Origin of the sequence: Sinorhizobium numidicum (genome assembly GCF_029892045.1) — a bacterium.
GTDB classification, from domain to species: Bacteria; Pseudomonadota; Alphaproteobacteria; order Rhizobiales; family Rhizobiaceae; genus Sinorhizobium; species Sinorhizobium numidicum.
Genome location: NZ_CP120368.1, coordinates 1,758,147 through 1,770,675 on the forward strand (window position 1 = coordinate 1,758,147; position 12,529 = coordinate 1,770,675).

The 12,529-nt window shown below is 61.1% G+C and carries 11 protein-coding genes and 2 pseudogenes; 5 read left to right on the plus strand and 8 right to left on the minus strand.

Annotated features, from left to right (window positions below):
• Positions 1–6: 6 nt before the first annotated feature.
• The 4 genes from PYH37_RS19590 to argE all read right to left on the minus strand — a co-directional run bounded on the left by PYH37_RS19590 (position 7) and on the right by argE (position 4,444).
• On the minus strand, positions 7–1,470 hold the full coding sequence (locus PYH37_RS19590) for an aldehyde dehydrogenase family protein (RefSeq protein ID WP_280736707.1): 1,464 nt from the start codon (positions 1,468–1,470) through the stop codon (positions 7–9).
• Between the two features lie 526 nt (positions 1,471–1,996).
• Complete coding sequence (locus PYH37_RS19595) at positions 1,997–2,350, minus strand: cupin domain-containing protein (protein ID WP_280733089.1); 354 nt, start codon at positions 2,348–2,350, stop codon at positions 1,997–1,999.
• 25 nt (positions 2,351–2,375) lie between these two features.
• Positions 2,376–3,299, minus strand: coding sequence for a 2-hydroxyacid dehydrogenase (locus PYH37_RS19600; protein WP_280733090.1), 924 nt, complete (start codon positions 3,297–3,299; stop codon positions 2,376–2,378).
• A gap of 20 nt (positions 3,300–3,319) precedes the next feature.
• Entirely contained in the window at positions 3,320–4,444 is a 1,125-nt protein-coding gene (argE, locus tag PYH37_RS19605; protein ID WP_280733091.1) for an acetylornithine deacetylase, read from the minus strand.
• Between the two features lie 300 nt (positions 4,445–4,744).
• On the opposite strand from argE, the gene PYH37_RS19610 reads away from it, so the two are divergent.
• The 4 genes and pseudogenes from PYH37_RS19610 to PYH37_RS19625 form a co-directional block, all read left to right on the plus strand.
• Entirely contained in the window at positions 4,745–5,602 is an 858-nt protein-coding gene (locus tag PYH37_RS19610) for a GNAT family N-acetyltransferase (RefSeq protein WP_280736106.1), read from the plus strand.
• 106 nt (positions 5,603–5,708) lie between these two features.
• Positions 5,709–6,184: pseudogene (locus PYH37_RS19615) on the plus strand (lyase family protein).
• 321 nt (positions 6,185–6,505) lie between these two features.
• Entirely contained in the window at positions 6,506–7,198 is a 693-nt protein-coding gene (locus PYH37_RS19620; RefSeq protein ID WP_280733092.1) for a TylF/MycF/NovP-related O-methyltransferase, read from the plus strand.
• A gap of 108 nt (positions 7,199–7,306) precedes the next feature.
• A pseudogene (locus PYH37_RS19625) lies at positions 7,307–7,738 on the plus strand (CorA family divalent cation transporter); the annotation flags it as partial.
• Positions 7,739–7,874: 136 nt separating this feature from the next.
• Here PYH37_RS19625 and radC read toward each other — a convergent pair.
• Genes radC through phaC form a run of 4 tightly spaced genes read right to left on the minus strand, consistent with a single transcriptional unit; the run spans position 7,875 to position 12,112 of the window.
• Complete coding sequence (gene radC, locus PYH37_RS19630; protein WP_280733093.1) at positions 7,875–8,666, minus strand: RadC family protein; 792 nt, start codon at positions 8,664–8,666, stop codon at positions 7,875–7,877.
• Positions 8,663–9,502, minus strand: coding sequence for a type I methionyl aminopeptidase (gene map, locus PYH37_RS19635; RefSeq protein WP_280733094.1), 840 nt, complete (start codon positions 9,500–9,502; stop codon positions 8,663–8,665). Before map ends, radC begins: the two co-directional genes overlap by 4 nt.
• Positions 9,503–9,530: 28 nt before the next feature.
• Complete coding sequence (sfsA, locus tag PYH37_RS19640) at positions 9,531–10,250, minus strand: DNA/RNA nuclease SfsA (protein ID WP_280733095.1); 720 nt, start codon at positions 10,248–10,250, stop codon at positions 9,531–9,533.
• 17 nt (positions 10,251–10,267) lie between these two features.
• Positions 10,268–12,112 (minus strand): poly(3-hydroxyalkanoate) polymerase subunit PhaC, encoded by a 1,845-nt coding sequence (gene phaC / locus PYH37_RS19645; RefSeq protein ID WP_280733096.1) that lies wholly within the window; start codon positions 12,110–12,112, stop codon positions 10,268–10,270.
• A 108-nt stretch (positions 12,113–12,220) separates the two neighbouring features.
• Here phaC and PYH37_RS19650 point away from each other — a divergent pair, with 108 nt between their 5' ends.
• Positions 12,221–12,526, plus strand: coding sequence for an SHOCT domain-containing protein (locus PYH37_RS19650; protein ID WP_342394656.1), 306 nt, complete (start codon positions 12,221–12,223; stop codon positions 12,524–12,526).
• Positions 12,527–12,529: the final 3 nt, after the last annotated feature.

The window sequence follows — 12,529 nt, forward strand, 5'->3', positions numbered from 1 at the left end:
TTCTCCCTAAAGGCTGATAAGCACGCTCTTGCTCTTGCGATTGGCGTCATAGGCTTCGCGGCCGAGGTCCTTGCCAATGCCAGAGCGCTTGTAACCGCCGGTCGGCAGGATGTGGTCGCGCGAACGGCCGTAGCGGTTGACCCAGACGGTGCCGGCCTGGAGCTGGCGGGTGAGACGCAGGGCGCGCGACAGGTCGCGGGTGAAGAGGCCGGCGGCGAGACCATAGGTCGGATGCTCTGCGAGCAAAAGCGCCTCTTCCTCGTTGGTGAAGGTCTGCATGCTGAGGACTGGTCCGAAGATTTCCTCGGTGATTGCCGGCGAGGAGCCATCGCGGACGGCGATCAACGTCGGCTGGTAGAAATAGCCCGGCGCATCCATGGGAGCGCCGCCGCACAGGCATTCGCCGCCCGCCGCAGCGGCTGCCTCGACGATGCCGTGGATGCGATTCAACTGGCGCTTGGAGATGATCGGCGAGTATTGGGTTGCCTCGTCCCAGGTTGGACCGGCCTTCGCCGCCTTCATGCGCGCGACGATCGCGTCGGCAAGCGGGGCGGCGACGCTTTCCTCGACAATTAGCCGCGAGCCGGCGACACAGGCCTGGCCGGCATTGGAGAGCATGCTCTGGGCGATCGCGGCGGCGGCCTTGCCTAGGTCGGCATCGGCGAAGACCAGTTGCGGGCTCTTACCGCCGAGCTCCAGCGTCATCGGCTTGATGCCCGTGCGGGCGATATTGGCCATGATGGCCGAGCCGGCCCCCGTCGAGCCGGTGAAGCTCACCTTGGCGATGTCCGGATGGCCGGTGATGGCATTGCCCGTCACCGGACCATCGCCGAGCACGATATTGATGAGGCCGGCCGGCAGGCCGGCGCGGATCGCGAGTTCGGCAAGGTAGACCGTCGAGAACGGCGTCATTTCCGAGGGTTTCAGCACCACCGCATTGCCGGCCGCGAGCGCGGGTCCGAGCTTCCAGGCGGCCATCGAAACGGGAAAGTTCCACGGCGTGATGGCACCGACGACGCCATAGGGCTCGGTCATGATCATGCCGAGATTGCTGTCGTCGGTCGGCACGAGATCGCTGCCTTCTTTATCGGCGAATTCGGCGAAGAAGCGGATCTGCTCGGCGCTGACCGCAATGTCGCCGGCGACGAGATGGCCGACAGGGCGGGTCGACGAAAGCGCTTCCAGTTTGGCGAGGGTTTCTGCTTCCTTTTCGATCAGGTCGGCCCAACGCTGCAGCGCGATCGTGCGCTCGCGCGGCCGCACGCCGCCCCAGTTGCTCTCCTTCAAAGCCTTCTTGGCGGTCTCCACAGCACGGTCGACGAGGGCCTCATCGGCAAGCGGGCAGCCGGCATAGGCCTTGCCGTCGGACGGCCGATGCATGTCGATGACCCCCTCGGCCGGAACCAGCCGGTCGCCGATGAAGTGTCCGACGGGAAGGGGAACTGTGTCGGGATCAAAGCTGAGTGTCATCGGCGCGTCCTCGGCGTGGGCTCAATGCGAGAGTAGCGGAGCGATGCGAGCAGCATGCATCGACTGGCCATGCCGGTGCGGCGGAAAATTACGTTTTCGGGCGGCGCGACAGCTGAATCTTCGGCAGTCGCCCGGACACTAGCTAACACCGCGAAGCGTCGACAAAGGCACTCTTGATGCATTCGGACAAATGGAAGCGCGATGCCCGGGGGAACGCTCTGTCGTTCCACGGCGGCTTAGGCATTCTCCTCGATCAGGGCCGGAGTGCCGGGAAGGAACACGGCGGATGTAGCGTTCCCGGGCCCAGGCGGCTCCGAATGCAAGCCGTTTAGCGTACTGGGCAATGATTTTCCGGCGCCGCGAATGCTCCGGCACCGCTGTAACCTATTCGAGCGTTATGCCGTGCGTCTCGAGACTGGTTGGCAGAGAACCGGCCGACCCCCATCGGATCGAGGCGAGCGCGATCCGAGCTTCGGAGTAACCATCATGGAGCCCTCGGAGACGATCGGATCGCGTGACATCGGGATCACATCACGGTGACGTAGATTTTGCGCACCGTTTCGATGGTCTTCCAGGCACCGACGAAGCCCGGCTTCATAACGAAGCTGTCCCCGGCTTTGTAGACTACCGGCTCGCCGTTTTCCGGCGTGAGTTCGACAACGCCCGAAAGGATGTGGCAGAACTCGAAAGTTTCACCCTTGATCGAGCGCGTCTCGCCGGGCATCGCTTCCCATATGCCAGTGTGAATCATATCTCCGCGAGCGACGTCCTGAGCCCAGGTTTTGAAGGAGGGAGTGCCCGATATCAGGCGTTCTGGTAGCGGAGAAGATTCCCGCGGAGCGAAGGAGGGGTTGGTGTCGATGGTTTTCAGGAGCGACATGTTTTTCCTTTCCTGGCTTGAGAGCTTAGTAGCCGCGGCTGCGATCGACCAATCCGATCGGATCGAAACCGGCTCGATGGCGTTTGATGTTCTCGATCACGGCCCTCGCGGCGGTTTCCGGCTGGGTGACGCTTGCGACATGGGGCGTCAGCAGGATTTTCGGATGGCGCCAGAAGGCATGGCCGGCCGGAAGCGGCTCCGGATCGGTGACATCGATCACGGCGCCGGAGAGATGATGAGTATCGAGCCCATCGAGTAGCGCCTCGTGGTCGAGCTGTGGCCCGCGGCCAGCATGGACGAGCGCGGCACCGGAGGGAAGTTTCGCGAAGAGATCGGCATTGAGGAAGCCGCGCGTCTCGTCGGTGAGAGGCAGGAGGCAGATCAGAATGTCGGTGGAGCCGAGCAGAGCATCGAGCCCGTCCTTGCCGCTAAGGCATCTGACGCCCTCGATGTCGCGCGGGCTGCGGCTCCAGCCGGAAAGCGGGAAGCCGAAGGGCCTCAGCCGGTCGAGCACCGCAGTGCCAAGCATTCCGAGCCCGAGCACGCCGACGCGACGTGCCGAAGCCTGGGCCGCTGGAATCGCCTGCCAGATCTCGCGCCGCTGCTGGTCGATATAAGTCGGCAGGTTGCGATGGAGCGCGAGCACGCCGAGCGTCACATATTCCTGCATCATCCGGATGATGCCGTCCTCGACCATGCGCACTACATTGACATGCGCCGGCACCGCATCGATGCGGAACTGGTCGACGCCGGCGCCGATCGAGAAAAGGATTTCGAGATTGCGGTAGCGCGCGAGATTTTCAGGCACCGTCCAGGTGATAAGGTAGCGCACATCGTCCGGCTTGACCGTGGCCGGATCCATGGAGAAGGGAATGTCCGGCAGTTCGCGCGAGAACGCGTCGGCGAAGATCAAACCACGCTTTGCGTCAGAATTGAAGAGGAAGGTCATGCGTGCCTCTTTCCAGGTTGTCAAGCGCTGCAGCGGGCGCCGAGTGCCTCGATCATCGCCTGACAGGCCAAGAGTTCGGCGACCAGGATGTACTCATCCGGCTTGTGGGCGCGGCCGATGTCGCCAGGACCGCAGATGATCGCGTCGATGCCGGCGCGCTGGAAAAGGCCCGCCTCGGTGCCGTAGCTGACGGCTGGGAGGGGCGCGATGCCCGTCAGTTCCTCCAGCAGCGCTGCGAGCGGCGCGTCGGCAGGAAGCGAGAGCGCGGGATAGGCGCTGAGCTCGTCCCATTTCACGGCAAAGCCACGTTCCGTCAGCTTCTCGGCCGTCCGCCGCAGTGGGTCCAGCAGATTGGTCGCATCGACGCCCGAAATGGCACGGGCCTCGAATTCCACCTCGCAAGTGTCAGGGATAACGTTGACCGCCTGACCGCCCTTCACCGTCCCGATCTGGAGAGAAGAGTAGGGCGGCTCGAAGACGTCTTCAAATGGGCCACGGGTCAGCTGGTCGGCTTCCACGACTGCGCGGGTAAGCACGTCCGATATGGCATGGATGGCATTCAGTCCCTGGTCCGGACGTGAGGAGTGGCCCGATTGACCCCTCACTGTAAGCCTCGCGGCCGCCTTGCCCTTGTGGGCGCGGATTGCGCGCAGGCCGCTCGGCTCACCGATGATCGCGCCGAGAGGGTTTTCGCAGAGTTCTGACAGGCGGGTGATCATGTGTGGCACGCCGCGGCAGCCGGCCTCCTCGTCATAGGAGAAGGCGAGGTGGATCGGGCAACGAAGCCGCATTTCCGCAAGCCCCGGCACCGCGGCGAGAACGGCAGCAAGGAAGCCCTTCATGTCGGAGGTGCCGCGGCCATAGAGGCGCCCCCCGTCGGCACGCAGGCGGAAGGGATCGCTCGTCCAGCCGCTTTCGGCGGCGGGGACAACGTCCATGTGGCCCGAAAGGATGTAGCCTGGCACCTCCTTCGGGCCGATTGTGGCAAAGAGGTTCGCGCGGTCCCCCTCCGGGCCAGGGAGCACAGCAGCGGCAATTCCGTGGCTTTGCAGATAGTCGCGAACCCAGGCCACGATGTCGGCATTCGGCATGCCGACGACGGAGGGGAAGCCGATCAGTTTGTCGAGGATGTCCACTGCCTGCATAGGTGTGTCCCTCACAGCATGCCGGGCTTGCCGAGGTCAGCGCCGTCCCGATTAGGTTGGATTCCATATACCGTAGCAGTTGGCTGAGCGCTAAAATGCCGAAATCGGGGTGGGATTTGGTCGATTGTAGTGTTTGTGGCGGCCTCACAAGCGATTTCTTCCGACCGCGCTGCCGTATCTTACTGCCCATGCGTGACGCCATCCGAGCTGCATTGGTCGGTACTGCGTTGGCCTGAAGATTGATGTTCGTGGAGAACTCACGTGACCGCAGTCGGATCGAGAGTTGTCGATAGCTTCGAGATGCGCATTGGCGATATCAATAATGCAGATATCGAGCAGTTACATGCATTGTCGATTGCCGTCGGCTGGCCGCATCGCGCTGAAGATTGGCAATTCGCGCGAGAGGTCGGCAAGGGCATCGTGGCGCTTGATGAAATCGGCCGCATACAAGGCTCGGCGATGTGGTTTCCCTATGGTGCGCATTTTGCCACGATCGGCTTGGTCATCACCACGCCGCGCCTGCAGGCGAACGGCGCCGGGCAATGGCTGATGGGCCATGTTCTGGATCGGGTCGCTGGGCGCAATCTGGGACTTAACGCAACACGGGCCGCGCGGCGCCTCTATCGTTCTCTGAACTTCGTCACAGAAGCGCTGGTCTCCCAATGCCAGGGCGAATCGACCATCCCGCCGGATGTGGAATCTTCGCCTGGTACGGTGCTTCGCGCGCTCGCGCTGACTGATCTTGAGCCAATCGCTGAATTGGACAGGGTGGCGTTCGGCGCAGACCGAAAGGTGCTTCTGGCTCGATTGCTCGCATGCTCCAAGGGCGTTGGGCTGATCCGCGACGGTAAGATCGAAGCCTTCTCGCTTTGCCGGCGGTTTGGGCGCGGCCACGTTGTCGGCCCCGTGGTGGCGGGAAAAGACGCGGATGCCATCGCCGTCGTTCGCCCGCACGTGGCCGAACATGCAGGATCGTTCCTGCGCCTCGACACACGTGAGAAGGGCGGAGCGTTTTCCGATTTCCTCTCCCGCTGCGGTCTTCCAGTTTACGATACCGTGACGACCATGTCGCGGGGTCGCCCATGGCTTACTGTTCCGGGGCGTCAAGAGCCGCGCGAGCCAAGAACCTACGCTCTTGTTGGTCATGCGCTCGGCTGACCCAAGTCAATCTAGCGCCAATCAGGCCAATCGGAAGCTCGGAATTTTGAGCGATGCAAATGAATAGGCAATTTCCCATGCCTGCGACGAGATCATCGCCGGAAAGCTGCATGACCAGTTCGTCGTCGAGATGATCCAGGGTGGCGCAGGCACATCGACCAACATGAACGCCAACGAGGTCATTGCCAACCGTGCCCTCGAACACCTCGGTTATGGCAAGGGCAAATACGCCGCCCTCCATCCGAACAATCATGTCAACCTCTCCCAATGGAGGAATGACGTCTACCCGACGGCTGTGCGCCTATGCATTCTGCGAAGCTATGGCGATTTGCGGCGCCGGATGGACGAACTGCGCGTTGCGATGCTGGCCAAAGGCGACGAGTTCCGGCATGTCGTAAAAATGGGGCGGACCAGCTTCAGGACGCCGTGCCAATGACACTCGGTCAGGAATTCCGGGGCTTTGCCACCACGATCGGAGAGAATATCGTCCGGCTCGATGAGGCTGTTCACCTTTTTCGCGAAGTGAACATGGGCGCCACTGCGATCGGCACGGGGAATAAATGGCCCAATCGGATATTCTGAAATAGTGGTCGCGGAGTTGTCGGACATTAGCGGCGAGAAGCTGGTGCCTTGCCCCGACCAACGTCTGCTACAATTGTATCGACCGCCACTTGAAGACCCATGCGACAAGACGGCGATCATCTGGGAAGGCGACAATCCCTATCTCGGCAAGAGGTAAGGACCTCCCGACCCACTTGCCCGAGCTATGCGGCAAAATGTGAATGGTTTGCTTAGCTAGGCGGTTGCACATCAGGACGGGCGAATCGATAAAAGGAGGGGAAGCGAAAACTGTTGGGAGGAGACATGCCCCGTTTGAGCTCTGTTATCTGGCGTACGCGCCACATGCTTGAAACTTCCCGATTGAGTGCCACGGCGCGGTCGGTGCGGCGAGAGCGCCTCACCTACCTTTCGCCTTGGAAGCTGAGACGTCTCGAGATAGCACTGAAGGAAGTTCTGAAAGAGAATGTACCTGGCGATATAGCCGAATTCGGCATTGCCCTGGGAGGAAGCGCAATCATCCTGTCCAAGAAAGCAAACGACCATGGACGCCGCTTTCACGGCTTCGATGTTTTCGGAATGATCCCTCCACCTCAATCGGCGAAGGACGGTCAGAAAGCGAGGGACCGTTACAAGACGATCGCGAGCGGGGAATCAAAGGGGCTCGGCGGCGATCTTTACTATGGCTATCGCGACAATCTTTATGATGAAGTCTGCCGTTCCTTCGCGAAATATGGCCTCGCTGTCGATGGGCCGATGGTCAACCTGCATAAAGGGCTATTCGAGAACACCCTTCCGGCGGCAGGGATAGAGAAGATCGCTTTCGCCCACATCGACTGCGACTGGTATGATCCGGTCAGCTATTGCCTGAATAGCCTGGCGGACCGGATAAGTCCGGGAGGGGTCATCCTGATCGACGACTACCATGACTACGGAGGATGCCGAACGGCGACAGACGAGTTCCTGCAGGCTCGTCCTGACTTCGCATTCGAAGACGGAGCAAACGTCATCCTACGCCGGACGAGGCTGAATGGCTGAATAACAAGAGTGGCGAGCGCGTCAGAATAGGCTCAGCGGTTCCGAGCACGGAAAGCCCTCAAAAAGCCCTTGATTACCTCAATGGGCGAGATTCTGCTGATGGTTTGCGAGCGGCTTTACAAGCTGCGTCGCAACCTGCTTCGCCTGCGCAACGCGGTGGTGCCCCTGGTGGATGTGTGCCGCCGGCACGAGCATCTCGAACTTCCGGGAATGGACGCGGCAATGCAGCCTCTGTTCCGTGATGTCACCGATCATGTCCGGCGGGTTCAGGAGGACATTGACGCCCTACGAGAGGTGCTTGCCTTCACCTTCGAGGCGAGCCTGATGATCGGCCAGTCGGAGCAAACGGAAATCTCGCGCAAGCTTGCCTCATGGGCAGCCATTCTGGCCGTACCGACGGCGATCGCCGGTATTTATGGCATGAACTTCGATGCCATGCCCGAACTCAGATTCCGCTACGGCTATTTTGTCGTCCTGGCCGTGATCTTCGCACTCTGCGCGACGCTCTACCGGCTCTTCCGGCGCGCGAGATGGCTGTGATCAGAGCGAAATGCGCGGGGGTTTTCGCCCGCCGTCCGGCTAGAGCGCCGTGCGTTCAAGTGAACGCACAAAGGACGCTCTAGCACTCTAGATTCTAGAGCATCTTGTCCGCTTCCAAGCTTGAAAGCGGGATGCTCTAGAACAATCGAAGTCCCTTGAGGCTCGCGTGCCCGTCCTTGCCGATGATGATATGGTCATGGACGGTAATCCCGAGCGGCTTCGCGGCTTCGGCAATCAGCTTGGTCATTTCAATATCCGCACGCGACGGTGTCGGATCGCCGGACGGATGGTTGTGCACCAAAATCAATGCCGTCGCGGAAAGCTCCAGCGCACGCTTAACCACCTCGCGCGGATAGACCGGCGTGTGATCGATCGTTCCCCGCTGCTGCACTTCGTCGGCGATCAGTGTATTCCGCTTGTCGAGGAAAAGGATACGAAACTGCTCCTTCGTCTCATGCGCCATCGCGGCATGACAATAATTGATCACCGCGCTCCAGGATGACAGAACCTGCTTGTCGCGCAGTTCGCTCTTGAGCATCCGCTGACCTGCAGTGGCTATGAGCTTGATATCGAGCGCAACGGCCTCGCCGACGCCCTTGACCTCCTGCAACAGGTGTTGCGGCGCGCCGAAGACGCCTGCGAGCGTGCCGAAGCGGCCGAGGAGCGCCTTGGCAATCGGCTTGGTATCGCGGCGCGGGATAAGGCGGAACAGGATGAGCTCCAGGATTTCGTAATCGGCGAGCGCCGCATCGCCATGTTCGCGGTAGCGAGCCCGCAGCCGGTCGCGGTGACCGTGATAGTGCTGCTCCGGCGGGGCATCTGACGATGCCGGCGCCTTGGAGGCCCGCGTTTTCTGCTGCGCAAAGAATTGCCGCTCGTCGCCCGGCCGCAGTGGATCGGCTTCGGGGAGGGGCGGGATTTTCGTCACGCGTTGCCCAGCGCGCTGACGCCGGGCTTGAACAAGCCGGCCGGGGAAAGCGTGAAGATTTCGCAGCCGTCAGCGGTAACGCCGATGGTATGCTCGTATTGGGCCGAGAGAGAGCGATCACGCGTGACGGCGGTCCATCCGTCGGAGAGAACCTTCACATGCGGCCGACCAAGATTGATCATCGGCTCGATCGTAAAGATCATGCCTTCCTTGAGCTCTGGCCCCTCGTTGGCATGGCCGTAGTGCAGAATGTTCGGCGCGTCGTGGAACAGCCGTCCGACGCCGTGGCCGCAGAAGTCGCGCACGACGGAGCAGCGCTCTGACTCCGCATAGGCTTGTATCGCCGCTCCGATTGCACCGGTGCGGGCCCCCGGGCGAACGGCGGCGATGCCCCGCATCAGACATTCATGCGTTACGTCGAGCAACCGCTCAGCGGCGCGCTTGATCTCGCCGACCGGATACATCCGACTGGAATCGCCATGCCAGCCGTCGACCACATAGGTGACGTCGATGTTGATGATATCGCCTTCGCGGAGTGGTTTGTCGTTCGGAATTCCATGGCAGACGACGTGATTGATCGATGTGCAGGACGATTTGGTGTAGCCGCGATAGTTCAGCGTCGCCGGAAGCGCGCCATGATCCATGCCGAATTCGAAGACGAAGCGATCGATCTCTTCCGTCGTGATACCGGGCCGCACGCGTGCGACGAGCTCGTCCAGGCAGCGCGCCGTCACCTGACAGGCCTTGCGCATGCCTTCAAATCCCTCCGGTCCATAAAGACGGATGACGCCGGTGTTTTTATAAGGGGCAGCGCCGGCCTCGATATAAGTTACCATTCCAGAACTTTCATTGTTTCGAGCATTTTCATAAAACAGCGAGGACCGGTTCGTCCACCGTCATCCGCCCGGCTGGTATTATTTGCGAGGGCGACACCGCGCATTTGATGGCATAGGCCTCGACGCCGCGCGCGGCCGCCCGCTCGAATGCACGAGCATAAACCGGATCGAGCTCGCGGCATATGCGGAAGACGTCGCAATCATCTCTTTGAACAAGGTAGAGCATAATGGCGCGGTGACCCGCCTCGACCATGTCTCCGAGTTCCTCCAGGTGCTTGGCGCCGCGCTGCGTCGGGCTGTCCGGGAATTCGGCGAGACCTTGAGCTCGGCTGAAATGGACGTTCTTCACCTCGACATAAGCGAGGCCCTTTGCAGGGTCGCTGAGAAGGATGTCGATCCTTGAGTTCCGGCCGTATTTCTGCTCCCGGCGGAGCGCTTCATAGGTATGGAGATCGCCGACCAGCCCGGCCGCAATCGCTTCTTCGGCAATCCGGTTCGGCAATCCGGTGTTGATTCCGACGAGCGTGCCGTCTGCCTCGACGATTTCCAGCATATGCCGATATTTGCGCGTCGCACTATCATGTTCCGAGAGCCAGATCGCCGAACCCGCCGCCGTCAAGCCGCGCATGGAGCCGGTGTTCGGGCAGGAACCGGTAATGGTTCTGCCATCTGAGAGAATGGCGTCGAAGAGGAAGCGCTTGTAGCGCTGTACGAGCGTTGCCGGAACGAGCGGGCGGGAGAAATTCACGATGCGTTTCCGTCGCGTCAGGCGCGCACACGCACGTAGGAGCCCGGTGCTTCCTCAAGGGAATTCAGCGGTCCGCCGGCCTTGCGGGCCGGAACACGTCGTTTGTCGAACTGTTCGATCCATTTTTGCCAGTGCGGCCACCAGGAGCCCGGCGTTTCTTTTGCCTTCTCCATCCACGCTTCGAAGTCGCCCTTCGGAGGCCCCCCCGTCCAGAATTGGTATTTGCTCCGGTCCGGCGGGTTGACGACGCCGGCAATGTGGCCCGAGCCGGACAGCACAAAGGTCACCTTGCCGCCGAAGAACTTGCTGCCGAGAAAGGCGGATTTCGCCGGCGCTATGTGATCTTCCTTGGTTGCCAGATTGTAGATGGGGATCTTGACGTCGCCCAGCGATATCTGTCGGCCGGCAAGTACCATCTCGCCCTTTGAGAGCTTGTTCTCCAGGTAGCAGTTGCGAAGATAGAAGGAATGGTTGGCGGCCGGCATCCGCGTCGAATCGGAATTCCAATAAAGCAGGTCGAAGGGCAGGGGTTCCTGGCCCTTGAGATAGTTGTTGACGAAGTAGGGCCAGATCAGTTCCGAAGCCCTGAGCATGTTGAAGGCGGTCGCCATCTTCGAACCTTCGAGATAGCCGGTCGTGCTCATACTCGCTTCGATCTGGCGAAGCTGGTCGTCGTCGACGAAGACCTTGAGGTCGCCCGCATAGGTGAAATCCACCTGAGTGGTGAAAAGCGTCGCCGTCCGGATACGGTCGTCGCCTTCGGCGGCGTGGAGCGCCAGGGTAGCCGCAAGCAAAGTCCCGCCGACACAGTAGCCGACCGCGTTGACCTCGCGCTCGCCGGTCGCCTGCTCAACGGTATCGAGAGCGAAGCCGATGCCTTCGCGCGCATAGGCTTCCCAGTCCTTCCCGGCGTGGCGCTCGTCGGGATTGACCCAGGAGATGACGAACACTGTGTGGCCCTGATCGACCGCCCATTTGATGAAGGACTTCTGAGGGTTGAGGTCGAGCACGTAGAACTTGTTGATCCAGGGCGGGCAGATCAGCAGCGGCCGTTTCAGCACGGTCTCGGTGCTCGCCTCATATTGTATGACCTGGCAGATGTCGCTCTGCGCGATCACCTTGCCTGGGGTGATCGCAATATTCTCGCCGACGGCAAACTTGCTCGTATCCGTCTGCCTGAGGCGGAGATCGCCGCGGCCGGCGGCGATATCCTCCGCGAGCATCTGCATGCCCTTGACGAGATTTGCGCCGCTCGATGCCACGGTCTCTCGATAGAGCTGCGGATTGGTGGTGATGAAGTTCGTCGGAGAGAGCGCACTCGCTATTTGGCGAACGTAAAATGCCGCCTTGTGCCGGGTGTGCTCGTCGAGCCCTTCGGCATCCTTGACCATGCCCTCCGCCCAGTCGGACGTCGCGAAATAGGCCTGGCGGATGAAGTCGAAGAAGGGATTCCTCACCCAATCCTCGTCCGCGAAACGCTTGTCGTTGCGCGTCAGGCTCTCCTGCTCCGCGACGGTGTGGCCGGCCATGCGGTGAACCGATCGCGACCAAATCTCGAAGAAACTGCCCATGAGGTGCGTCTGCGCCTCGAGCGTCCGGCGCGGATCGGAAAGCCAGTACTCGCATACCTTCGAAAGCGTCTTGACCATGTCGGTGAGGGGTTCGGCGAAGGTGTGGCTCTTTTCGCCAGCTTCGCGCGGAGCGAGCCACGCCGAGGCCGCCTTGCCGAGTTGCTCGGCTGCGCGCGCCATGTTGATGGCCAGGCCCTCCGGGTCCTTGACGATATAAGGCTCGACCGACTTTGGGTCGAAGCCGTGAAAACCGCTCTTGCCCGTGGTGTCCTCGGCCTTGTCTGCTGTCACCCGGCTTCCTCCACAGCATCTTGTTTGTTTTGTATTTTTACATTCTGCCCGAAAATGATTACAAGGGCTAGCGCATCGTCGCGCCGCAAAAATAGAGGTCTTGCCAGCATGCTTGTCGTCGGAAAACAGCGTTCGCTATCCGGGATGTCCGGGCTGATTCTCGCAGGTATGCTTGCCGGTTGCAGTTCGACGGCCGATCTCGCCACCTATCCTTCGGTCTATGGGCAAAAACCTGCAGCCACGCAGCAGATGTCCAATGAGGAAGCAGTGAACATGCAGGAGCGGCTGACGGCGCTTTCCGCGCAGCGCCGGTCCGGCGCGATCTCCGAGGAGGAGTATCAGCGGCGTCTCAAGGAGTTGCAGTTGCTCGCGGAGCAGCACGGTGCGGACGCCCTGAAGCAGATCGAGAATTAGCGC

What these genes read in the sequence shown, in the direction of transcription:
- PYH37_RS19590 (WP_280736707.1), bottom strand. Translation starts at nt 1,470, where the DNA reads ATGACACTCAGCTTTGATCCCGACACAGTTCCCCTTCCCGTCGGACAC.
- PYH37_RS19595 (WP_280733089.1), bottom strand. Translation starts at nt 2,350, where the DNA reads ATGTCGCTCCTGAAAACCATCGACACCAACCCCTCCTTCGCTCCGCGG.
- PYH37_RS19600 (WP_280733090.1), bottom strand. Translation starts at nt 3,299, where the DNA reads ATGACCTTCCTCTTCAATTCTGACGCAAAGCGTGGTTTGATCTTCGCC.
- argE (WP_280733091.1), bottom strand. Translation starts at nt 4,444, where the DNA reads ATGCAGGCAGTGGACATCCTCGACAAACTGATCGGCTTCCCCTCCGTC.
- PYH37_RS19610 (WP_280736106.1), top strand. Translation starts at nt 4,745, where the DNA reads ATGCGCATTGGCGATATCAATAATGCAGATATCGAGCAGTTACATGCA.
- PYH37_RS19620 (WP_280733092.1), top strand. Translation starts at nt 6,506, where the DNA reads ATGCTTGAAACTTCCCGATTGAGTGCCACGGCGCGGTCGGTGCGGCGA.
- map (WP_280733094.1), bottom strand. Translation starts at nt 9,502, where the DNA reads ATGGTAACTTATATCGAGGCCGGCGCTGCCCCTTATAAAAACACCGGC.
- PYH37_RS19650 (WP_342394656.1), top strand. Translation starts at nt 12,221, where the DNA reads ATGCTTGTCGTCGGAAAACAGCGTTCGCTATCCGGGATGTCCGGGCTG.